General features: G+C 62.2%; 18 protein-coding genes and 2 pseudogenes. 6 read left to right on the forward strand and 14 right to left on the reverse strand.

The window, feature by feature from the left end; all coding sequences use genetic code 11:
* Positions 1-827 (forward strand): transposase (locus E3N86_RS12080; protein ID WP_206751011.1); only part of this gene is annotated, 827 nt, incomplete at its 5' end.
* A 143-nt stretch (positions 828-970) separates the two neighbouring features.
* Here E3N86_RS12080 and E3N86_RS12085 read toward each other — a convergent pair.
* The 11 genes and pseudogenes from E3N86_RS12085 to E3N86_RS12135 all read right to left on the reverse strand — a co-directional run bounded on the left by E3N86_RS12085 (position 971) and on the right by E3N86_RS12135 (position 12341).
* Positions 971-2089 (reverse strand): folate-binding protein YgfZ, encoded by a 1119-nt coding sequence (locus tag E3N86_RS12085; protein ID WP_134512029.1) that lies wholly within the window; start codon positions 2087-2089, stop codon positions 971-973.
* 258 nt (positions 2090-2347) lie between these two features.
* Positions 2348-2899, reverse strand: coding sequence for an iron-sulfur cluster assembly protein (locus E3N86_RS12090; RefSeq protein ID WP_134512030.1), 552 nt, complete (start codon positions 2897-2899; stop codon positions 2348-2350).
* 6 nt (positions 2900-2905) lie between these two features.
* Entirely contained in the window at positions 2906-3331 is a 426-nt protein-coding gene (sufU, locus tag E3N86_RS12095; protein WP_198412911.1) for a Fe-S cluster assembly sulfur transfer protein SufU, read from the reverse strand.
* A 41-nt stretch (positions 3332-3372) separates the two neighbouring features.
* A complete protein-coding gene (gene sufD / locus E3N86_RS12100; RefSeq protein WP_198412912.1) occupies positions 3373-4698 on the reverse strand; it encodes a Fe-S cluster assembly protein SufD in 1326 nt (441 codons plus the stop codon).
* Complete coding sequence (gene sufC / locus E3N86_RS12105) at positions 4695-5471, reverse strand: Fe-S cluster assembly ATPase SufC (protein WP_134512032.1); 777 nt, start codon at positions 5469-5471, stop codon at positions 4695-4697. Before sufC ends, sufD begins: the two co-directional genes overlap by 4 nt.
* A complete protein-coding gene (gene sufB / locus E3N86_RS12110) occupies positions 5471-6934 on the reverse strand; it encodes a Fe-S cluster assembly protein SufB (protein WP_134512033.1) in 1464 nt (487 codons plus the stop codon). The genes sufC and sufB overlap by 1 nt, the downstream gene beginning before the upstream one ends.
* A 69-nt stretch (positions 6935-7003) precedes the next feature.
* A pseudogene (gene fdxA, locus E3N86_RS12115) lies at positions 7004-7320 on the reverse strand (ferredoxin).
* Positions 7321-7369: 49 nt separating this feature from the next.
* Positions 7370-8695, reverse strand: coding sequence for a SufS family cysteine desulfurase (locus E3N86_RS12120; protein WP_241986072.1), 1326 nt, complete (start codon positions 8693-8695; stop codon positions 7370-7372).
* A 26-nt stretch (positions 8696-8721) separates the two neighbouring features.
* Positions 8722-9489, reverse strand: coding sequence for a metalloregulator ArsR/SmtB family transcription factor (locus E3N86_RS12125; RefSeq protein ID WP_134512035.1), 768 nt, complete (start codon positions 9487-9489; stop codon positions 8722-8724).
* A 477-nt stretch (positions 9490-9966) separates the two neighbouring features.
* A pseudogene (locus E3N86_RS12130) lies at positions 9967-10898 on the reverse strand (heme o synthase).
* Positions 10899-10988: 90 nt separating this feature from the next.
* Positions 10989-12341: an MFS transporter gene (locus tag E3N86_RS12135; RefSeq protein WP_134512036.1), complete on the reverse strand. Its 1353-nt coding sequence runs from the start codon at positions 12339-12341 to the stop codon at positions 10989-10991.
* 865 nt (positions 12342-13206) lie between these two features.
* On the opposite strand from E3N86_RS12135, the gene istA reads away from it, so the two are divergent.
* The 5 genes from istA (at position 13207) to E3N86_RS12160 (ending at position 17733) form a co-directional block, all read left to right on the forward strand.
* Positions 13207-14556 (forward strand): IS21 family transposase, encoded by a 1350-nt coding sequence (gene istA / locus E3N86_RS12140; RefSeq protein WP_198412913.1) that lies wholly within the window; start codon positions 13207-13209, stop codon positions 14554-14556.
* Positions 14556-15323 carry an ATP-binding protein gene (locus E3N86_RS12145; protein ID WP_134512037.1) on the forward strand — a complete coding sequence of 256 codons (768 nt, stop codon included), beginning with the start codon at positions 14556-14558 and terminating at the stop codon, positions 15321-15323. Before istA ends, E3N86_RS12145 begins: the two co-directional genes overlap by 1 nt.
* 207 nt (positions 15324-15530) lie before the next feature.
* A complete protein-coding gene (locus tag E3N86_RS12150) occupies positions 15531-16670 on the forward strand; it encodes a YeeE/YedE family protein (RefSeq protein ID WP_134512038.1) in 1140 nt (379 codons plus the stop codon).
* A gap of 61 nt (positions 16671-16731) precedes the next feature.
* The gene (locus E3N86_RS12155) at positions 16732-16959 is read left to right on the forward strand and encodes a sulfurtransferase TusA family protein (protein WP_134512039.1); all 228 of its coding nucleotides are present in this window, start codon (positions 16732-16734) and stop codon (positions 16957-16959) included.
* A 411-nt stretch (positions 16960-17370) separates the two neighbouring features.
* Complete coding sequence (locus E3N86_RS12160) at positions 17371-17733, forward strand: hypothetical protein (RefSeq protein ID WP_134512040.1); 363 nt, start codon at positions 17371-17373, stop codon at positions 17731-17733.
* Positions 17734-17815: 82 nt separating this feature from the next.
* On the opposite strand, the gene E3N86_RS12165 is transcribed toward E3N86_RS12160, so the two are convergent.
* The 3 genes from E3N86_RS12165 to E3N86_RS12175 form a co-directional block, all read right to left on the reverse strand.
* On the reverse strand, positions 17816-18577 hold the full coding sequence (locus tag E3N86_RS12165) for a succinate dehydrogenase iron-sulfur subunit (RefSeq protein WP_134512041.1): 762 nt from the start codon (positions 18575-18577) through the stop codon (positions 17816-17818).
* Positions 18578-18905: 328 nt separating this feature from the next.
* Positions 18906-19559: a DUF2249 domain-containing protein gene (locus tag E3N86_RS17895; RefSeq protein WP_134512042.1), complete on the reverse strand. Its 654-nt coding sequence runs from the start codon at positions 19557-19559 to the stop codon at positions 18906-18908.
* Positions 19560-19926: 367 nt separating this feature from the next.
* The gene (locus E3N86_RS12175; protein ID WP_134512043.1) at positions 19927-21915 is read right to left on the reverse strand and encodes an aconitate hydratase; all 1989 of its coding nucleotides are present in this window, start codon (positions 21913-21915) and stop codon (positions 19927-19929) included.
* Positions 21916-21965 lie beyond the last annotated feature (50 nt).

Consider the following 21965-nt stretch of genomic DNA (forward strand, 5'->3'; position numbering starts at 1 on the left):
CCGCCCGCAGTTCAGCGATGAAGGCCCGCACAATTGCCATCAACCAGATCAAGGGGATACTCGTCTCCGCTCCGGAGCACGTGCGCAGTCGGTTCCGCCCGCTGACCACCGCGCAACTCATCCCGGCGTTGAAGCGTTCCCGTCCAATGGGAAACCTCACGGACACTGAGATCGCAACGGCCCTCACTTTGAAGAAACTTGCTGTCCGATACCGACTTCTCGAGCGGGAGATTCTTGACACCGATGCAGTGATGGCAGAGATTCTTCGGGACTGCGCGCCTCTGTTACGGAATGTCCCCGGTGTTGGCATAGAAGTAGCCAGCCAGCTCCTCGTTACCGTGGGCGACAACCCCAAACGCATCGCCACGGAAACGCAGTTCGCAGCACTCGTCGGCGTAGCTCCGATACCCGCCTCGTCGGGCAAGACAAGCCGGCACAGGCTCAGCCGCGGCGGCGACAGAGCGGCCAACGCGGCAATCCACCACGTCGTCGTCTCACGCCTCGCAACCGACTCCCGCACGAGAGACTATGCGGCCCGACGAACGGCTCAAGGCAAGACCAAAAAGGAAATCATGCGCTGCCTGAAACGATACGTCGCCCGGGAGCTCTACCGTCAACTCACCAACCCACAAGCGGCGCCCTCGATCACCGACCTACGCACCGCGCGCGAAGACCTCCACATCACCCTCCGCGAGGCGGCCGGACACTTCAATACCTGGCCTGGCACCCTCTCCCGAATCGAACGAGGACTCAGCCGAGACGACTACCTCGCGAGCCAATTTCGGGACTGGCTCCACGAGCAAAAAGCCGTCCAAAATATCAATTGACAACTATACTATAGGAGCATCACGTGGGGGTCTCCCCTGGCTGCACGAACGAAGAGAAGGTGAGACCGACGATCGAGATTGAGCTGGGAAGTTAGGACGTCTGTTGCGCTCGCCCTGTTCATATGGACAGCACAGGAACTGAATTACCTCCGTGCAGGGCTGCGGCGCGGCAGGCGAGGAACGGTGACTGAGGATGAGGCGCCCGCATCTGGCGGTACGATCACTACCTGCCTCGCTGGTATGTCACGGCTAGCGGTTCGCACGAGAAGTTCGGTAGCTGGATCGGTACCGCGTTTGATGACTGCGAGTGCGATCGATCCTAATTCGAAGTGCCGGGCAACAGAGGTCACCTGGCCCACACTTTTGTCCTGGCCGTCCTGGTTCGGCACCACAACGTCGTCCCCGCGCGCCGGCAGCACGGTATCAAAATCGTGCAAGTAAAGCATGACGAGTCTGCGCGGTGGATGGCCGATGTTATGGACCTTGGCCACCGTCTGTTGGCCGCGATAACCGCCTTTGCTCAGGTGCACAGCTGTGCGCAACCAATCCAGTTCATGGGGAATGGTTTTGTCATCGACTTCGGTGGCAAAACTTGGACGCCAGGCGGCGATGCGCAACGCGTCGAGAGCGAGCAGCCCAGCGACAGGAATATCGGAGGCGGCGATGCTGGCAAGTTTGGTGCGGGGCAGCAGCAATTCGCTGTAGGTCCAACCTGCGGCCGGGTGTCTTATCGCTACCGCGTACTGGTGCCCACCTTGGCTCACATTCATCCACGGGTCGCGCCAGACCAATGGGAGGCCATGCGGGGCAGCTACCGGAAGCTCAGGCTGGCCAAGGGTGCCGATTGTCGCGAAATCGACGGAACGATCCGCAAGTTCCACCCGCAACGCGAATTGCATGCTGCCCAGCCACTGCAGCAGCCCGAATGCTTTTCCCCGCTCAAGCAAGAGCCACAGGTCGGTACCGTCATCGATCAAACGAACCGCATATTCGATCCGACCAGTCATATTCAGCAGCAGGGTCTCTGCGGATTCACCTGGTGCCAGGTGGGTGACACTCTGACTGGTCAGCGAGTTGATCCAGCTCAGACGATCGGGGCCGGTGATGGTGATCACTGCCCGGTGGGAGAGGTCGACGATCGCGGTTCCCGCGGCCAGTTCGCGCTGCTCGAAGATCGGGTTCCCGTAGTGGGCGGCCACACCGGCGTTGGTCGCATCACCGGCATCGACGGTGCCGGGCCTGTTCAGGAATTCACTCGACATGAGCGAGATGTCCCGAAGCGCACGTGGCCTGTTTGTGGGCGAGCGCGCTGATGTCCCGGGACCGCGGCCGGGATCCGTACCTCGTGGCGGCACCCGGCGTGGCCTCGTGGACCTGCATGCTGGTGTGGGAGTTGCTGTTGAGCTGTGGCAAGCCGCTTCCTTCGTTCATCCTTTGCGCTGTGATGCCTTTCGCTCGCGGCGCTCACAGGTGACATAACCCGGGGCCGGGCCGTCCTGTCTTGGTGCGGCCGTGCCTGGTCAGTACATTCCGAGTTGGAGCCTGGCGGCTTCCGACATTCGGTCCTGGCCCCAGGGTGGGTCCCAGACGAGTCCGATGTCGATGTCGCTGACGCCGGGAACCGCCTGGATTGCGGTGCGGGCGTCTTCCTTGAGTACGTCGCCCATCCCACAACCGGGAGCGGTCATGGACATTTTGACTTCGACTCGGTGGGAACCATCAGCAAGCAACTCTTCTTGGCAGAGATAGATCAGTCCCAGGTCCACGACATTGATCGGGATTTCCGGGTCGAAAACGTTCTTGAGCTGGTCCATCACCTGGTCCAGGTCGAACGGACCATCATTCTTGATCACTGTTTCGGCGACAGGCCTGATCAGTCCGAGCGCGGCCGAGTCCTCTGCACTGATCCGTACCAGGTAACCCATGGCGGTTTGCACGGTTACGCTATCGCCCAGGGTCTGCGTTACGACGACCTCTTCGCCTTCCTGGAGCAGCATCGGCTGGCCGCCCGGGATCACCGTCGCCTGCGCGTTCTGGCTGAGTGTAACTATTGTGTACCGGCCTGAGTTCATGGTCGTCTATTCCTTGTCGTTTGGGCGGTCGCCGGTTTCGAGGGCGTTCCGCAAGGCCTGCCAAGCCAGGGTGGCGCACTTAACCCGCCCGGGGTATTCCCATACCCCCGACAGCGCAGCTAGCTTGCCCACGTCGACGAGTGCCTTTTCATCCACGGTTTCGGTTGTCAGCATGCTGTGCACGCGGGTGAACAGGGCGAGGGCGTCACTCTGTGGCAGACCCTTCACCGCCGTGGTCATCAGCGATGCGGAGGCCCGCGAGATGGCGCACCCGTCGCCCTCAAAGGCAATGTCGGAGACAGCACCATCGGCGGCGAGGTCAAGGTAGAGGGTCAAGTGGTCACCACACAGTGGGTTGACCACGTCGACCGTGCGGGTCGCGCCGGCCAGTTCACGAAAATTTCGGGGACTGTGGGCGTGCTCGATGATCATTTCCTGGTAGAGGCTGGCGATACCCCCACTTGCTGGCCCGTTCATGACTCGACCGGACGGTCGTCTTTCCTGAACCGGCCGGCGACCAGTGGTTCCAGTTGCGTCCGGAGCTGCTCGATGGCAATCCGGTCCACCATCTCGTGTACGAACGCGTAGATGAGCAGACCGCGGGCCTCCTCCAACGGTATTCCGCGTGCCTGCAGGTATAGCAGCGCTTCCTCGTCCATTTGGCCGACTGCCGCGCCGTGCGTGCACTTCACGTCGTCGGTGTAGATCTCAAGCCTTGGCCTGGTGTCGACCTCGGCGCGGTCGGAAAGAATCAGGTTTTTGTTCTTCTGGTTCGCATCGGTTCCGTCGGCACCGTGGCGAACCATGATGTGCCCGTTGAACACCCCGTGTCCGTGTCCGTCCAGCACGCCTTTGTACAGCTGGTGGCTGGTGCAGCTGGTCGCGGCGTGATCGATGAAGATCGTATTGTCGTGGAGTTGATCGCCTTGCGGCAGGTAGACGCCGTCGAGGCTGACCTCGGCGCCGACGCCGTCCAGCAAGACCCGCACCTCGTGGCGGGCGATGCTGGCGCCGAGCATGACGGAGCGGGAAGTGAAGCGGCTGTTGCGCCCTTGGCGCACGTCGAGCAGTGCCAGATGGAACGCGGTCACGGGTTCGAGCTGAACCTTATAGTGCTCAATCTGCGCGTCATCGGCCAGGACGAATTCGGTAACGGCATTGGTGAGATACATGTCGCCATCGATCCCGGCGTAGGTCTCGACGATCGTTGCGCGACTGCGAGAATCGGCGATGATCACCGACCGTGGACTTGATATCAGGGGGACTCCGTCGGCATTGGAGAAGAATACGAACTGGATCGGCTCGTCCAGAATTACCCCGGACGTGAGGTGGATGAATGCACCGTCCTCGGCGAGTGCGTCGTTGAACGCGGCGAACGCGTGATGTTCGCCGGGTGTACGCGAGAAGAAGGGTTCGAGGCGATCAGACCCCGCGGCCAGCACCGCGGCGAGAGTCGTCACGACAGAGCCGGCTGGCAGGGCGGTCAGCCGCGAAAGCTCGGGCGCGAAGTGTCCGTTGACGAAGACCAACCGCGGACCACCGAGGTCGACCGCTGCTGCGTTGATCATTTCTGCGGTTACCCAGTTGCTGGAGGTCACGGTGGAGGCTTCGAAGGGCACAGCGAGGATCGGGGCCAGCGCTGTGTACTTCCAGTCCTCGTCCTTGTGGGTCGGGAAGCCGTGCACCCCTACCCATTCGAGGGCGGCCAGTCGCGCCTCGTGGAGCCAAGCGGGATCGCGGTCGTCGCGGTGGGGTTCGCGGCCGGCGAGCACTCCGCCGGCTGCACGCGTCAGCGTCACCTGGCCACCTCCACCGGTGTCAGACGCCCAGCGTTAGCTTGTTTCGTGCTCGTATAGCCGTGCTCTTCGAGCTCGACGGCCAGGTCTTTGTCCCCTGAGCGCACAATTTGACCAGCGGTCATCACGTGCACCCGGTCGGGAACGATGTAATCCAGGAGCCGCTGATGGTGCGTGATGACCAGCATGCTGCGGCCGGCGCTGCGGAGGGCGTTCACGCCGTTCGCGACGATCCGAAGGGCGTCGATGTCCAGACCGGAGTCCGTCTCATCCAGGATTGCGAGTTTAGGTTCCAGGATCGCCATCTGCAGGATCTCGTTGCGTTTTTTCTCACCGCCAGAGAATCCCTCATTGACCGACCGGCTCATGAAGCTTTGGTCCATCTCGACTAGCTTCATTCGCTCTTGGGCCAGCGCCAGAAAATCCACCGGATCCAGTTCTTCGTGCCCGCGTTGGCGGCGCAGGGAGTTCAACGCGGTGCGCATAAAGTACATGTTGCCAACGCCCGGAATCTCGACCGGATGCTGGAAGGCCAAGAACACACCGGCGGCAGCACGCTCTTCAGGTGAGAGAGCAAGCAGGTCTTGGCCCTCGTAGCGCACGCTGCCAGAAACGTTATAGCCGTCGCGGCCAATGAGCACACTCGCCAACGTGCTTTTTCCCGATCCGTTAGGCCCCATGATCGCGTGCACCTCGCCCGCGTTCAGCTCAAGATTCACTCCCCGAAGGATTTCTTTGTCCTCGATACTGGCGTGCAGTTTTTCGATTTTGAGCATTATCCAACGCTTCCTTCCAGGCTTACGGTTAACAGTTTCTGCGCTTCGACGGCGAATTCCATCGGGAGCATCTTGAATACTTCACGGCAGAAACCGTTGACGATCATCGAGACCGCCTCCTCTTCCGGAATGCATCTTTGGCGGCAGTAGAGGAGTTGTTCCTCACCGATTTTGGAGGTGGAGGCCTCGTGTTCAACCTGCCCGGTTTTGTTCTTCACCACGATGTAAGGAAGGGTGTGTGCCCCGCTGTCATTGCCGATCAACAGCGAATCGCATTGGGTGAAGTTGCGGGCGCCGACGGCCGAATGCCGCATGTCCACCAGCCCCCGGTAGGTGTTCTGGCCGTGACCGGCCGAAATCGCCTTCGAGATGATGGTGCTCTTGGTGTTCTTACCAATGTGCACCATTTTGCTGCCGGTATCGGCCTGCTGACGCCTGGCTGTTAATGCCACGGAGTAGAACTCCCCGACCGAGTTGTCGCCCTTGAGAACGACGCCGGGGTACTTCCAGGTGATCGCCGAGCCGGTTTCGACTTGAGTCCAGGAGATCTTCGAGTTCTTGCCCGACGCCATGCCACGTTTGGTCACGAAGTTGTACACACCACCGTTGCCGTCCGCATCCCCCGGGTACCAGTTCTGCACAGTGGAGTACTTGATCTGGGCGTCGTCGAGGGCTACCAGCTCGACCACTGCGGCATGCAGCTGGTTCGTATCACGCACCGGAGCGGTGCACCCCTCGAGGTAGCTGACATAGGCGCCCTCCTCGGCAATGATCAGGGTGCGCTCGAACTGACCGGTATCGGCCGCGTTAATGCGGAAGTAGGTGGACAGTTCCATCGGGCAGTGCACCCCTTTGGGGATGTAGCAGAACGAGCCGTCGGTGAACACTGCAGCGTTCAGGGAAGCGAAGAAGTTGTCGTTGTACGGGACCACCGAGCCGAGGTATTGACGCACCAGGTCCGGGTGGTTCTGAACGGCCTCCGAGAAGGAGCAGAAGATGACACCGACCTCAGCCAACTTGTCCTTGAACGTGGTCGCCACCGACACCGAATCGACAATGGCGTCCACGGCGACGCCGCTGAGCCGCTCCTGCTCGCCGAGGGAAATGCCGAGCTTGTCGAACATCTCCCGCACCTCCGGATCGACCTCGTCTAGGCTCGCCAGATTTTTCTTCGGCTTGGGGGCGGCGTAGTAAATGATGTCCATGTAGTCGACCGGTCCGTAGGAGACGTGCTGCCAGGTGGGTGGTGTGAGCGTAATCCAGTGCCGGTAGGCACGAAGTCGCCACTCCAACAGCCACTCCGGCTCATTTTTTTTGCTCGAGATCAGCCTGATGATGTCCTCGTTCAGCCCTCGGGGTGCGACGTCGGTATCGAGATCGGTGACGAACCCGTACTTGTACTCTTGATTCGCTAAATCCCGGACCTCGTCAGAGATACCAGTCGTGGTTGTGGGTGCGTTCATCTTCGTCTCCATGTCAGCTGGTGGTAATTACGGGCGGCCAAAAAAGTGTCGGCCAGAAAGGTGTGCCGATCAGTGCCCCTGCGGGGGCAGCGCTGCGATGAGCGGGCGGTCCTTGGCGATTACGCCCACCTTGGCCGCGCCACCTGGTGAACCGATGTCATCGAAAAAGTCGCCATTGGCCGTGTAATAGTCGGCCCACTGCTCCGGCACGTCATCCTCGTAGAAGATCGCCTCGACCGGGCAGACAGGTTCACAGGCACCGCAGTCGACGCACTCATCGGGGTGGATGTAGAGCGCTCGCCCTCATAAATGCAATCGACCGGGCATTCGTCAATACATGCCCTGTCCTTGACATCCACGCACGACAGCGCGATCACATACGTCACAGTGCGGCCCGCACCGAGTGCTCCAAGAATATTTCCTGACCGAACCCCATTAGGCTGCCACCCCAAATACTGCGGGCACCTGATCGAGAGCGTTCAGCAGCGTATCAACCTCAGCCACAGTGTTGTATGCGGCGAAGCTGACTCGCGTCGACGCCGCCACGTTCATCCGCTGATGCAGCGGCCAGGCGCAATGGTGACCAACCCGAACGGCGACCCCGGCATCGTCAAGGATTTGGCCGACATCATGCGCGTGCACACCGTCGACCACGAATGAGACCACGCCAGATCGGTCCTGGCAGTCGACCGGCCCGATGACACGGACCCACGGACGTTTTGCGAGTCCGGCGAGCAGAACCTCGGTCAGGGCGTGCTCATGGGCACTCACCCGCGACATACCCAAACGGGTCAAGTAATCGCAGGCTGCGGCCAGGCCTACGGCCTGCGCTGCCACCGGAACACCCGCCTCGAAACGTTGCGGCGGCGCGGCGTAGGTCGAGCCTTCCATGCGGACGGATTCGATCATCGAGCCCCCGCTGAGGAATGGGGGCATGGCTTCCAGGAGAGCGTAGCGGCCCCAGAGGACGCCGACCCCTAGGGGGCCGAACATCTTGTGGCCGCTGAAAGCCACGAAGTCCACGCCGAGATCGACCACGTCAATGGCTAAGTGCGGCACCGACTGGCTGGCGTCCAAGACGGTCAAGGCACCGACCATCCTGGCTCGATCCACAATGACTGCAACAGGATTGATCGTACCCAGAACGTTCGACACCTGAGTGAATGCGACCACCTTGGTATGCTCAGTGATCACCGTCTCCAGGTCAGTCAGGTCAAGACGGCCATCGTCAGTGACATCAATCCAGCGCAGGGTAGCGCCGCTGCGCCGGGCAAGTTCCTGCCACGGAACGAGATTGGCGTGATGCTCCATCTCAGTGACCACTATCTCGTCTCCCGCGTCGAGCGCGAACCGCGCCGCAACATCCGCGTCGACGCCGTCCATGGCCCCCACCGCAGCCGCGTTGCTGAAGGAATACGCCACAAGATTCAGCGCTTCGGTCGCGTTTTTGGTGAACACCACCTCCTGAGTGTGCGCACCAATGAAACGGGCCATCGTCTCTCGCGCAGACTCAAACGCTTCGGTGGCTTCCTCGGCCAGCTGATGGGCACCACGGTGAACCGCGGAGTTGTGCTGCTCATAGAACGCACGCTCTGCATCGAGCACCTGACGCGGCTTCTGCGACGTCGCCCCGGAATCCAAATACACCAACGGTTTCTCTCCACGCACGGTGCGCGACAGGATCGGGAAATCGCCACGTATGGCGGCCGACTCTTGGGCCGTGAAGGCCCCGGCGCCTTCAGAGCGTGTGGTTTCCGTCAAGCCAGAGTTCGACCCTTGGAGGGTTCTCATAGATTGGACCTTTCATCAGAGTTGTTCGTTTCGGACGACGTCGTAATTGGGAGAGCGTCCAGGGGGATGAAAGTCGTACAGACGTGCTCACCCTGGACAAGAGTTGTTCGTCGTTCAACGCCAACCCCGAGCAGTCGCGAGAATGCTTCGGTCTCAACGTCGCAGAACACCGGGAACTCGGCCGCGACATGCAAAACTGGGCAATGCCCCTGGCACAGCTGCACGCCAGCCACGGGCAGGCCCGCACCGGTCGAACGGATCGTCGCTGCGAAACCGTCAGCGCTCAATACCGACGCCAGTGCCTCCGCGCGGGCGCGCACATCTCCACCCGTCGAGGGCAGCTGTGCGGCATACCGTCGCTCCAACTGTGCGCTACGTTCACGGGCGAACTCGCCCACGGCATCCGCACCGGCGTGTTCTGCGAAATAGCGTAACGCCGAGGTGGCCACATCGGCATAGTCACTACTCATCCCGGCATGACCCGCCTCGGAGAGAACGTACGCGCGGGCCGGCCTGCCGCGACCACGACCACCTGCCGTGGCAAGCTCGCGTTCCTCGATGGCGCCTTGTTCGGCGAGCAGGTCAAGGTGACGGCGTACGGCGGCGGGCGTCAATCCCAAACGTGAGGCGAGATCGGCAGCGGTAAGCGGGCCATCCTCGGCGAGCAGCTGCTGGACCCGGTCCCATGTGCGGGTCTCAACACCATTCGGTCCGTGTGTCGACCTGTCTGTGCCCTCGGAGCTGTGGCGGTGGGTTATTAACATTACATAAGCATGTCTTAATTAGACACGGCTATCAAGTCGGCGCGTTGACTCATAAAAACCTCCGCGTATGGAGGGCTTTCGCAGTTTTACCTGGACTCACGTCGCGTAAGCAAGGGTTAGCTGTTGGATTATTTCGGGTGCGCTTTCATGAATGCCCACCGCTCCCTGTTTTGGGACATCAAGGTCCGAAACTATTGAGAGAGACAGGGCGGCGTGCAGAATGCCGACCTCTGGCGGCCTTTGCTCGGTGTAGAAAAGACGGTCGTGGAGCGCCCAATTTCGATGACGCGCGCGACAGATCGTCTGCCGGGTCGGGACAATGGGGGTTGGGGGGCTGCGCTCACCGGGGATACGACCTGTGGCCTTGCGCAGGCGCTGGCGTGCCCCGGGAAGTGGATGGATCCGGGTTTGGCTGGAATAGGCGCGCGTGAAGCGACTCCCGCCGTGGCGTCCGTTCGCCGCAGGATGGTGGAGGAGTTAGAAGCGCAGCAGGGGGTCGACGGCGACGAAGAGCAGCGTGAGGTATGCGATCGAGCCATGGAAGACGCGCTGGGCGACAAGTGCTCGTGATGGATGGCCCGGTTGTAGAGGCGGTGTGTGTCATAGATGAACCACCCGCCGGTCACAATGGCTGTGAAGGTGTAGACCAGCCCCATGTTCGCAATTGGGAGGGTAAGCAGAGAATAGGCGACGGTCGCCCATGCGTACAGGATGATCTGTAATCCCACCTGGGTGCGGCCACGAACAACGGCGAGCATCGGCACGCCGGCGGTCTGGTAGTCACTGCGATACTTCATCGACAGCGGCCAGTAGTGCGGTGGTGTTCGGAGGAAAATGACGGTGAACAGGAATGAACGGCGGCCAGGCAAGGTCCCCGGTCACGGTGGCCCAGCAGATGAGCACGGGCATGCACCCGGCGACACCTCCCCAGACGATGTTCTGCACGGTGCAGCGTTTGAGGATCGTCGTGTCGAACACGACCTACAGGAGAATAGCCCCCGAGAAAGTGCCGCGGCGAGCCAGTTGGTGAAGGCCCAGAGCTAGGCGATGGATGTGACGCCCAGCGCCCACGCGAAGATGAACGCCTGCCGATCGGTCAGCTCGCCCGTGACCTGGGGTGCCCCTGAGCGCGGCGCATCACCCGGTCGATGTCGCGGTCGATATAGCAGTTGAAAGCTCCGGCCGACCCGGCGCTCAATGCACCGCCAACGAGCGTCACGAGCACGAGCCAGAGGCTCGGAACACTGGTTTCAGCGAGGAACATCGTCGGGGTGGTGACCAATCGTCGGAACGGTGACCAGGAGAAGCAAGTCAATTACCCGAGGTTTCGTCAGGGCGATGTAAGCGTTCAGGGTGCTGCGGATGCTCCGCGGTCCGCTCCGAATGGGGATTTCTACGGCAACGTCCACAACTCCTCTGACACTGTGTAAGTCACGCCAATTGTAGATCAAGCCCGCCACCGCGCCCGAAGCGGTCGGTTGGCCAGCGTGGATACTGTTTCAATCCTCGAGGGCTTCGCCCTGTTTTTCGGGGAGTCCGAAAGCGCCGAGGGCCGCGACCACGAAGAACATGGCAAACACCGCGAATAGGAGGCCTGTCCCGCCCGTTTCGCGAAGCGACGGCACGGCCAGCGGCGCCAGGATTGCGGCGATCCGCCCGATGCCGGCCGCCCATCCTGCCCCAGTGGCTCGGATGCGGGTGGGATAGAGCTCGGGAGACACAGCATACAGTGCTCCCCATGCACCGAGGTTGAAGAAAGAGAGCAGCATGCCGGCACCGATCACCTGGGTGGCGTCTCCGGCAACCCCGAAAAGCGCCGCCGAGAGTGCCGAGCCGATGAGGAACACGGCGAGGGTCCGCCGCCGCCCCCACCGTTCAATCAGGTACGCCGAGGCAGCGTATCCCGGCAGTTGCGCCACTGTGATGATGAGCGTGTACGCGAAGGAGCGAACGAGGGAAAATCCCGACGCGACCAGGGTGGTCGGAAGCCAGATAAAGGCGCCGTAGTAGGAGAAGTTTACGCAGAACCAGACCAGCCACAACGCACCGGTTCGGCGACGCAGGCCGCGCGACCACAGCGCGGTGACGCGTGTTTTGGCCGCGGGAATGGTCGGCCTTGGACTCGTCGCCGCAGGCAGTGCCAATTCACGGGGTGTAGCGGTGACTCCAGCGGACTTTTCGAAGCGTCGGACGGTCGACTCTGCCTCCTGGAAGCGGCCACGCGACTCGAGGTAGCGAACAGACTCCGGTAGCCGCAGCCGCACGACCACCGCGTATATGGCCGGAGCCGCTCCAATAGCCAGCGCCCAGCTCCATCCGTCGGCCGAAGACGGTACAACGAGAAAACCGATCACGGCGGAAAGGGTCCAGCCGATAGCCCAGAACGATTCGAGGAAGACGATGATGCGGCCCCGAATTCGTGGCGGTGCGAATTCGCTCACGAGCGTTGAGGCGACCGGAAGCTCACTGCCGAGACCGAGCCCAACGACGAATCGCCAGCCGATGAGTATGGCCACGGAACCGGACAATGCCGACGCTCCCGTCGCGAGTCCGTAGACGAGCAGGGTGAGTGCGAAAACCTGGCGTCGACCGATGCGGTCGGCCAGCAAACCGCCGAGGACGGCGCCAATGGCCATGCCGATGAACCCGGCGGATGCGATCCAGGACAGTTCCGCGTCTGTGGTATTCCATTGCACTGCCAATTGGGCTAGGACGAAGGAGATGAGTCCTACGTCCATCGCATCCAGGGCCCAGCCCAGGCCGGAACCCACGAGCACACTGCGGTGTTCCCGGGTGAACGGAAGCGCGTCCAATCGCTCGGATCGACTGGAACGTGCGCGAACTTCAGCCATCAGGTGTCCACTCTAGTGTTGGCGGCAATGCGGCAATGCGGCAATGCGGCAAACTGAGAGTGAATCGTCCACCGGATAATCGAACTCTATTGCACGTTTTCCCTCGCCTCCCTCGTGGCGGGGGTGGTTACGCCGTCGCGGGGCGGTGCGGGCCAGGTAGATTTCCCCGGAATCGTACCGAACTGGATTTGGTCGTCCGGCACCCACGTTCTGAAAAATTAGGCTCGTCGCGCCACAACGCGGACGCATCGAATTCGTGAGCACGAAGATCAGATTCATCGCCCTGGTCGCCGTCGGATGCCGCCACCGAAGCCTCATCGCCCTGGCTAGCCTCAACCTCGGAGACAACGAATCCTCCCTTTCCAGCCAAAAATAACCCACAGATGTATAGGGAGAGCCCAAAAAAGATCGTTTTTGTGGGTTCATGCCGACGATGCGTAGCGCTCAACCTCGGAGCAGTCAAATGTGTCGTCTCACAGTGGCGAGTAGCGCTTGATGGTAGCGGTAGTCCGGCGAGTTGGTAGCGCGTTTCCGGGTACACGGTAGCGCTGGCGGGCGGTGTACTGCTCTGCTGTGAAAGTACAACGCAGAAGGCGTTGTCGTTTCATTGTTAAGGGGCAGGTTCATGGCGGACTATCGAAAAATATTGGGGTTGTTGCTGGAGGGGCGGAGTTACCGCGAGATTGTAGAGATCGCGGGATGCTCGCATCGCGACGTGGCCAGGGTTCGGCAGGAGGCCCAGGACCGAGGTCTGACCTCGATGGTCGCGATCACTGACGCTGAGCTCGCGCAGTGGTTCCCCGACGGGCGGCGGAGAGTGTCGGAAGAGTAGGACCAGCCCGACCTGTCGCGGGTGCTGGCGTCGATGAAAGCGAACCGGCACTTCACGTTGCTGTTGGCGTGGCGCCGCTACGTCGACACCAAAGACGCGGGGAAGAAGTATGGGTATTCGCAGTTCTGCGCCCTGTTCACGGACTATCTCCCCACCCATGATCTGGTGGCGGTTCTCCGGCACGAGCCGGGCCGGGCGATGCTGGTGGACTGGGCCGGCGACACGATGGACGTCGTCGACACGATCACCGGCGAGGTGATCCGGGCGGTGCTGTTCGTCGCGGTGTTGCCGTTCTCGGGCGCGATGTTCTGCCGCGCCTATGCGGATATGAAGTCCCCGGCCTGGCTCGACGCTCACGTTCAAGCGTTCGCGTTCTTCGGCGGCGTGGCGCAGATCGTCGTGCCGGACAACCCGACGACCTCTACCCACCAAACCCATAAGGGCGACGCGGAGCGGGTCGTCAACGCGAGATATCAGCAGCTCGCCGATCACTACCAATGCGCGATCGTCCCAGCACGCGTGAAGCGTCCGCGAGACAAGGCTGCAGCCGAAAACGCGGTGAACGTCATGAACAAACGCGTCATCGGCTACCTCAACGACGATGTCTTCACTTCCGTCACCGAGTTGAACGACGCGATCGAAGAGCGGGTGCGGGAGATCAACCACGACATCCGCCGCGCGGACGACACGACCCGGTGGGAGAGGTTCGACACCGAGGAGCGGGAGCTGCTGGGCCCGTTGCCCGATGCCGGGTTCGAGGACGTCTCATGGAAAGAGCTGAAGGCAGCCCGCAACTACCACGTCACCGCGGACACCCAACGGTATTCGGTGCCGTTCGCTCTGGCGGGCAGGCTGTTGCGGGTGAGGCTGACCTCGTCTCGGGTGACGGTCTTCGATGGGCACGAGATGCTCTGCGAACACCCGCGGTTGACCGGCCGGAAGGGCCAGTACTCGACCCTGCCCGAGCACGTCCCGCCGCAGCACCGCAACATCGACGGGCTGTGGTCCAGGCGCTGGTTCACCGACCGGGCGCGCAGCGTCGGGCCGGCAACCGTCACGGTGATCGAGCAGATCCTCGACGCCCAGGTGATCGAGGCGCAGGGGTATCTGGCCTGCCAGAACATTCTGGATGGGCTCGGCAAGAACAACCGGGAACGATTGGACGCGGCCTGCCAGGAACTCGTGAACCGCAGCGCCCATCCGACCTACTCGACACTGAAACGTTTGATGGCCGCGATCGACAGTGATGCGAAAAAGCCTCGGCCGGTGGTCCCGGCGGCCTCGACCCGCAAACGCGTCAGCACCGTCGTTTTCCGCGACACCATGCCAGACGTTTATGTTCGCGACGCCTCCCACTACGCACGCGACGAGGAGGGAAAGTGATGTTCACCAGCATCGATTACGACAAGTTCCGGGCCCTGCGCGTGACCCACGTCGCGACCCGGCTGGAAGAGCTCATCCAGGACGAAGCCAACGACACCCTCACCCCCGAGCAGCTGTTCCTCACCGCCGTCGATGACGCTTTGGAGTCCCGCCGCATCAACAAGGTCGACAAACTCATCCGCCAGGCCGCCTTCCCGATCCCGGGCGCGACCGTCGCCGAGGTCGACTACCGCGACGGGCGCGGCATCACCCCGGTGCGCATGCGACGCTATGCCGCCCACGACTGGCGCTCCGATGCGACAAACCTGCTCATCATCTCGCCCACCGGCGGCGGGAAAACCTACCTCGCCTGCGCGCTGGCCATCGGCGCCTGCCAGAGCGAACACTCGGTTCTTTACTTCCGGATGGACGACCTCGCCCGCCGGCTCGTCATCGCCCGCGGCGACGGCATCGCCCACCAGAAACTGTTGAACGAGCTCTCCAACATCGACCTGCTCATCATCGATGACTTCCTCACCGTCGGCATCGACAGCGACGCCGCCAGCGACCTGTTCGCGATCCTCGCAAACCGTGAACACCGGCTTCCGACGATGATCGCCTCGCAGACCGGACCCGCCCACTGGGTTGCCGAGCTGCCCGACCGGGTCGCGGCGGATTCGATCGTGAACCACCTCGCCAACAACGCCCGGATCATCAACCTCGGCCAGATCGACATGCGGAGGCACCGCAACGACCAAGCCCGCGCCCACGAGACCTACTGGGAATGAGACGGGGGCGGCCCGGGCACACAGCGCCCGGGCCGCTACCACCTCGTCAGAACCGCGCTACCACCTGCATGGACTGGCGCTACCATCAAGCGCTACTCGCCATCACAGGGTCACCGCGCGACTTCTGCGGTGCTGATCCGACGATGAGTCGTAGCGTCGATAGTGCCTTCCTGACTTCGTGAAGGCCGCGACGAACGGGGATACGACATGCTTCTCACCGGTTTGGGCTTGGGCATTGCCCTGGGCTTCGCGATGCAACGCGGTCGTTTCTGCGTCACTGGCGCATTCCGTGATCTTTGGGTCACCGGCAACACGCGCTGGCTTACGGCCTTTCTCATCGTGATCGCCGTGCAGAGCGTCGGGGTCTTCACCCTGGATGCCGTCGGCGTAATCTCGCTGTCGTCCAGCGCCTTTCCCTGGCTCGCCACGGTTCTCGGCGCTTTCCTCTTCGGCTTCGCCATCGTGCTCGCGGGAGGCTACGCCACGGGCACCTACTACCGGGCCGGTGAGGGCCTGGTGGGCAGCTGGCTGGCGTTGATCTTCTATGCGCTGTTCTCCGCGATCTCGAAGACCGGCGTGCTGGCGACCGGGGTATCCGGCCTGCGCAGCGTGACGGTGGAGGCCTCGACCGTGCACGGGCTGCTTGGCGTCTCGCCCTGGCTCCTGATCGCCGTGCTCGTCACCGCGGTCGTTCTGCTAGCCCGGCATCACCTGCGCAAACGCCCGGGAGCTCGCCTGGCCACCCTGCCGCCCCGCAAACGCGGCATCGCCCGCCTCCTCTTCGAGAAGCAGTGGGGCGCGTTCACGACCGCGCTCGTGATTGACGCGCTGGCGATTCTGGCCTGGCCGCTGAGCTGGGCCACCGGCCGCGAAGCGGGTCTCGGAATCACCGGCCCTTCGTCAAACATCGTCAACTATCTCGTGAGCGGCGACGCCGAGGTCATCGACTGGGGTGTCTATCTGGTGATCGGAATCCTCACCGGAGCCTTCATTGCCGCCAAGGGCAGCGGAGAATTCCGTATTCGAATTCCGGATGTCGTCACCACCGTTCGCAGCATCGCCGGCGGCGCCCTCATGGGTATCGGCGCCAGCCTGGCTGGCGGTTGCACCATCGGCAATGCCATGGTCAACACGGCTTCCTTCCAGCTTCAAGGCTGGGTGGCCTTTGGCTTCATGATCCTCGGTACCGGCGCCGCCACCCGGCTTTTCATCACCGGGCCATCCAAGGCCCGCTCCGCCCGCAATGCCGCGGCTCGGGAGGGGTCAGGTCAGGGCGCTGCAGCACCGGGCTCGCCCAGCAAGACGGCACCCGGCCACAGCACCGCACGGGCATCCGTTCGCCGCTAGCGTCTATCGCCCGGCGCCACGTTCCAGTTCAACAATTCACCGCAGAACAAGGAGATTCACCATGGCAGTTCACGTACTTGAAACCGATGGTCAGGTCTGCCCGTTCCCCATTGTCGAGGCCAAGGAAGCCATTGCCCTGCTCGATCTGGGCGATGAGCTGGTCATCAATTTCGACTGCACCCAAGCGACGGATGCCCTGCCACGCTGGGCCGCGGAGGTAGGTTACCCGGTCACCAATTTCGACCGCGTCGGCGATGCCGCCTGGACCATCACCGTTCAGAAGACGTAACGCTGCTGCTGCGTGATCCGAACAGCCAAGACTGAACGACTTCAAACTTAGCGAATGTTTTCGTTCCATTACTACTCAGACCTCGCGTCGGCCTGGCTGGCATTTTCGGTTTCGCCGCCGTCATGTTCAACTTCGGCGTCGTGAACGTGTTCTGCAGAGGCCTGCACTCGTACTCGGGGTTGTAAATACTTCGCTCCCGCTCCGGCTTGGGACTCAGCCCTTCGGAGTATTGATTAAAGCTCTTGCGGGTTGTTCGGTGATTAACCTGGGTGTGGCGGCCAATCGTTGAGCTAGGCCGGCTGTCGCAGTGGTCTGTTCCACCGCGCGCGTGCTGGAACATTGGGTGGCCTCCGACCCAGCCAGCTTGCCGGAGTAGGTTTTAATGATTGACTTCGCGAAGGATGGGCTGACGTGGTGAAGGATCAAGTGAAGGGCAACCGCTCGGCGCTAGAGACAGCGGCGGAAGCGATTCGTGAGCTGTGCGAGCCAGTTTCCCCGCCTAAACGCACACTTGATTACCAGAATTACTTTTGCGCCAGAAACCTCGATAACAAGGAGGTCGTGGAGCGGAACGAGGCGCGTAGAGCTGCTTTTTACGAAGCTGTAGTCGAGTATGCCCGTGCCTTTTCGGTAATCTGGGACGAGTTGGAGGCCGCCAGACATTCGCCGCGCGAGGCCGCGAGTATTGAGAAGGAAGTCTCTTACTTCCAGGATCTGGGCGAGGAGCTGAAGCGCGCAGCAGGTGGCAGCGTCGCCCAGGACACCGCTTACTAGACGAACAGATCAACAGATCCACTTAGTCTTAGACCAGCCGCCGACACCGTAACCCGATGCGGCGCCTTCGGTTTACTTGTGCTTACACCTTGCCGGTCAGGATGGCTTGTTTGACCTCGGCGATGGCCTGGGTCACTTTAATTCCGCGGGGGCAGGCATCCGTGCAGTTGAAGGTCGTGCGGCAACGCCACACGCCCTCTTTGTCGTTGAGAATGTCGAGGCGCACTTGGGCGCCATCGTCGCGTGAGTCGAAGATGAAGCGGTGTGCTGCAACGATCGCGGCCGGACCGAAGTACTGACCGTCGGTCCAGAACACCGGGCAGGCGGTAGTGCAGGCGGCACATAGAATGCACTTTGTGGAGTCGTCAAAGCGGGCGCGCTGGGCGACCGTCTGAATGCGCTCCTTGCCCTTTTCCGGCTTAATGCTGTTCATCATGAACGGCTGCATTTCCTTGAAGGAGTCGAAGAACGGCTCCATGTCAACGATGAGGTCCTTCTCCAGCGGCAGGCCCTTGATGGCCTCCACGTAGATGGGGTTCGTGACGTCGAGGTCCTTCATGAGCGTCTTGCAGGCGAGACGGTTACGACCGTTGATGCGCATGGCATCCGAGCCGCAGACGCCGTGCGCGCAGGAACGACGGAAGGTCAACGAGCCATCCTGTTCCCACTTGATCTTGTGCAGCGCGTCGAGCAGGCGGTCGGAGGGGTAGAGCTGCACGTCGAAGTCCTGCCAGTGCGGCTCTTCGTCAACCTCCGGGTTGAACCGGCGCACAATGATCGTGGCGGTGAACGACTTGATTTCTTCGGGGATGATGGGCTTGTTGTCGATCGTGGCTGTGCTCATTAGTACTTCCTTTCCCTCGGTGGTAGTGCATGATCTTGACCGGGGAGCGATTCACTTTCCATAAATAGATTGGGTCCAAGGAACCGTACGGTTTGCACTGTTACGAAGATTCGCGCTCGTAGACGACCACCGCTGTCCTCCTATAACAGGCTATCTGTTTTAATCGCTCTCGCGCCGGTCGGCAACGACAGGACGCAACCGTGAACCCGAGCGTGCTCTTGTTGCTCAGCAACCACGTGTTTCTCCGGCCCTGTTCACCGGGCCTGCACGATTTGTAGGTGGGGCCGTACATTGCGGGGGTCAGGACACCACGCCGTCGTGCTGTGGATTAGGCGCGGCTGAAGCGCACCCGCCAGAGCTCCGGGCCTCGTTCGATGTAGCTCACGTCGAAAGTGTTTGGCTGGCTCTGCTGAAGTTCCGCCAGCATCCGTTGGGGGTCGTGCGGTTCGATCACGTCCAGGGCGAACCCCGGCACAATGGCGTCGAGCGCGCCGAAGACGGCCGCGTGCCGGATGGCGTGCGGGATGGTGCGGGCGTCGAGCACGATGGTGTCCGTCCCCTCGGTCGTCCCGTCACTGCCCCCATCTGCCGTCGGCTTGCCGAGTGCAATCGGTGGAGGACGCCGCGCCGGAGCGATGAGCTTCGCCACGGTGAGCAGGATGACCGCGTCTTCGACAGCCTCCAGCGAGTTGCGGCCCGGCGGCATCGTGATCAGGTCCCCGCGCCATCCAGACCACGATGCGCCACCCGAGGTGAGAACGACCCGCCCCTCGAGGACCTGCACGGTTGCTTCAGCCAGGTTGTCGTGTTCTCCAAGGCGTCGCCCGGCACGGAGCGCGATCAGCGTTTGCCGGAGGACGTGCACGTGGCCGCCGTAAACGGTCTCCGCGCTGCGACCGCTGGATGCGTCCCGTGCGTGATTGAGATGGTGGCGCACGAGTGCGGTGAGCGACTTCTTTTGCATGTCGTTCTCAACTTTCATTTCCCTCAGGCTCCGCTACCGCTGCGCACGTCTCAACGGTGAGGTGATTGCCGCGCGTGGCCGGTCGGTGCGCCCGTTCTCAGTTCGGAGTCGGTTACGCTGCCAGCGCGTGGAGTCCACTTATTCTTGAGCATCTCATACTGGTAGGTCTCCGTTTTTTGCCCGGTCTGAGTGCATAGTGCCGCGATTGAGTTGAAGGTCGATTAGATGACGAAGGGTGGTCCATGGGCTTGACCGGAGGGGGCAGGCTGCGTGTCACCGGCGACGAATACGCTTTCGTGGCTCGTCTGGAGCCGACCGTCACGTGTGCGCCGGGACGGTTAGCGTCACAGAATGAATTTTCGCCGCAAAATGAAACTGCGCGGGCCTATTTGGTTTCCTCAGGAATGGCGGCTCCGCGTGCGCTCCGGGTGCGCAGCCACGGGATGAGGCCACCGACGAGGAGCATTTCGATCTGCCGGGTCGAGAGTTCGTGGCGCACGGAGTAGACCTCATCACGGGTTGTGTTGCGCACGAGGATCTCCGTTCCGTTCGAGAGAGCCTCACGAATCCCGTCGAGCACGAGCACGTCATCCTGCGCGATGCGATCGTGATCGGCCGCATCCACGAACTGGAGCGCCAGCGCGCCGAAGTTGGCCAGGTTCTGCCAGTGGATGCGTGCGAACGAGACCGCCAGCACCACCCTTAATCCTAGGAAGCGTGGGGTGATCGCGGCGTGCTCCCTAGAGGAGCCCTGCCCATAGTTGGCCCCTGCGACGATCATGTGGCCGGTCGTATCTCGGGTTTGGGCGGCGCGAGTCGGGTAGGTCGGGTCGACTTGGTCGAAGGTGAATTCGGCGAGCTTGGGGACGTTGCTGCGGAAAGGGAGCACGCGCGCACCCGCTGGCAGGATCTCATCCGTCGAAGTGTCATCGCCCACGATCAGGGCGACGGGTGCCTCGATGTGCTCGGGGAGCGGTCCGAAGACCGGCAACGAGGAGATGTTTTCGCCCTTGACCAGGTGCACCGCTATGGATTCCTCCGGCGGTAAGGGCTTCTCGAGCATCGCCAGGTTCACGCTCGACACCGCCGGAAGTGTGATCTGGGGATATTCCAAGCCGAAGAGCCCGGGCAGGTCCCGCGGATCGGTGATCTGTCCCGTCAGCGCGGCGGCGGCCCCCGTCTCCGGCGAACATAGGTAGACCGAGTCTTCCTGGGTGCCCGAGCGGCCGGGAAAGTTGCGCGGCATCGTGCGCAGGCTGATGCTGCCATTCGCTGGGGCCTGGCCCATGCCGATGCAGCCCATACAGCCGGACTGATGCAGTCGAGCCCCCGCCCCGATCAGATCCAGGGTGGCCCCCATGATGGTCAGGTCCTGCAGAATCTGCCGGGAGCTGGGATTGACGTCGAGGGACAGGCCGGGGAATGACTGCCGCCCCTTCGTGATCGCGGCCACGATCGCGAAATCGCGCAGGCCCGGATTCGCGGACGACCCGATCACGACCTGTCCCACCGGGCGCCCCGCCACTTCGCGCACCGGCACGACGTTGCCGGGCGAGCTGGGAAGCGCGATCAACGGCACGATAGAAGCCAAATCGATCTCCTCGGTCACGTCGTAGGTTGCATCTTCGTCCGCGAGCAGTTCGGTGAAATCCTGCTCGCGCTGTTCGGCGCGCAGGAAGGTTTGCACTTGATCATCGGCCGGGAAAACGGTGGTGGTCGCGCCCAGTTCGGCGCCCATATTGGCGATCACGTGCCGATCCATCGCGGTCAGGGTGGCGAGGCCGGGGCCGTAGTACTCGACGATCCGGTTGACGCCGCCCTTGACGCCGTGCCGGCGCAGCATTTCGAGGATGACGTCTTTGGCGCTGGTCCACGGCGGCAGTTGTCCGGTGAGCTTCACGCCCCAGATTTCGGGCATCCTGATGTACAAGGGCTCGCCGGCTATGGCCAGGGCTACCTCGGTGCCGCCGACGCCGATGGCCAGCATCCCCAGCGAGCCGGCGGCCGGGGTGTGGCTGTCGGAGCCAACCATCGTCTTGCCGGGGATGCCGAACCGCTGCATATGCGTGGGGTGCGACACCCCGTTTCCGGCCTTCGAGAACCACAGACCGAACCGCTGGCAGGCGGAGCTGAGAAAATCGTGGTCCTCCGCGTTCTTGCTGTCGGCCTGCAACAGGTTGTGGTCGACGTACTGCACGGAAACCTCCGTGCGCGCGCGATCCAGTCCCAGCGCCTCCAACTCCAGCATGACCAGGGTCCCGGTCGCGTCCTGGGTGAGGGTCTGGTCGATGTGCAGGCCGATTTCGGTCCCCGGCACCATCTCCCCGGAGACCAAGTGCGACGCGATGAGTTTCTGGGCGACGTTGTATGCCACGGTAAGCTCCCTTACTCGATAGCGGTGCCCGCCGACATCCGTCGGTATGA

This window comes from Cryobacterium sp. Hz7, from assembly GCF_004402815.1.
Taxonomy (GTDB): domain Bacteria; phylum Actinomycetota; class Actinomycetes; order Actinomycetales; family Microbacteriaceae; genus Cryobacterium; species Cryobacterium sandaracinum.

Excerpts from the sequence above, each read along its gene's own strand:
- E3N86_RS12085 (WP_134512029.1), bottom strand. The coding sequence starts at position 2,089 with ATGTCGAGTGAATTCCTGAACAGGCCCGGCACCGTCGATGCCGGTGAT.
- E3N86_RS12090 (WP_134512030.1), bottom strand. The coding sequence starts at position 2,899 with ATGAACTCAGGCCGGTACACAATAGTTACACTCAGCCAGAACGCGCAG.
- sufU (WP_198412911.1), bottom strand. The coding sequence starts at position 3,331 with ATGATCATCGAGCACGCCCACAGTCCCCGAAATTTTCGTGAACTGGCC.
- sufC (WP_134512032.1), bottom strand. The coding sequence starts at position 5,471 with ATGCTCAAAATCGAAAAACTGCACGCCAGTATCGAGGACAAAGAAATC.
- sufB (WP_134512033.1), bottom strand. The coding sequence starts at position 6,934 with ATGAACGCACCCACAACCACGACTGGTATCTCTGACGAGGTCCGGGAT.
- E3N86_RS12125 (WP_134512035.1), bottom strand. The coding sequence starts at position 9,489 with ATGTTAATAACCCACCGCCACAGCTCCGAGGGCACAGACAGGTCGACA.
- E3N86_RS12135 (WP_134512036.1), bottom strand. The coding sequence starts at position 12,341 with ATGGCTGAAGTTCGCGCACGTTCCAGTCGATCCGAGCGATTGGACGCG.
- istA (WP_198412913.1), top strand. The coding sequence starts at position 13,207 with ATGAAAGCGAACCGGCACTTCACGTTGCTGTTGGCGTGGCGCCGCTAC.
- E3N86_RS12145 (WP_134512037.1), top strand. The coding sequence starts at position 14,556 with ATGTTCACCAGCATCGATTACGACAAGTTCCGGGCCCTGCGCGTGACC.
- E3N86_RS12150 (WP_134512038.1), top strand. The coding sequence starts at position 15,531 with ATGCTTCTCACCGGTTTGGGCTTGGGCATTGCCCTGGGCTTCGCGATG.
- E3N86_RS12155 (WP_134512039.1), top strand. The coding sequence starts at position 16,732 with ATGGCAGTTCACGTACTTGAAACCGATGGTCAGGTCTGCCCGTTCCCC.
- E3N86_RS12165 (WP_134512041.1), bottom strand. The coding sequence starts at position 18,577 with ATGAGCACAGCCACGATCGACAACAAGCCCATCATCCCCGAAGAAATC.
- E3N86_RS17895 (WP_134512042.1), bottom strand. The coding sequence starts at position 19,559 with ATGAAAGTTGAGAACGACATGCAAAAGAAGTCGCTCACCGCACTCGTG.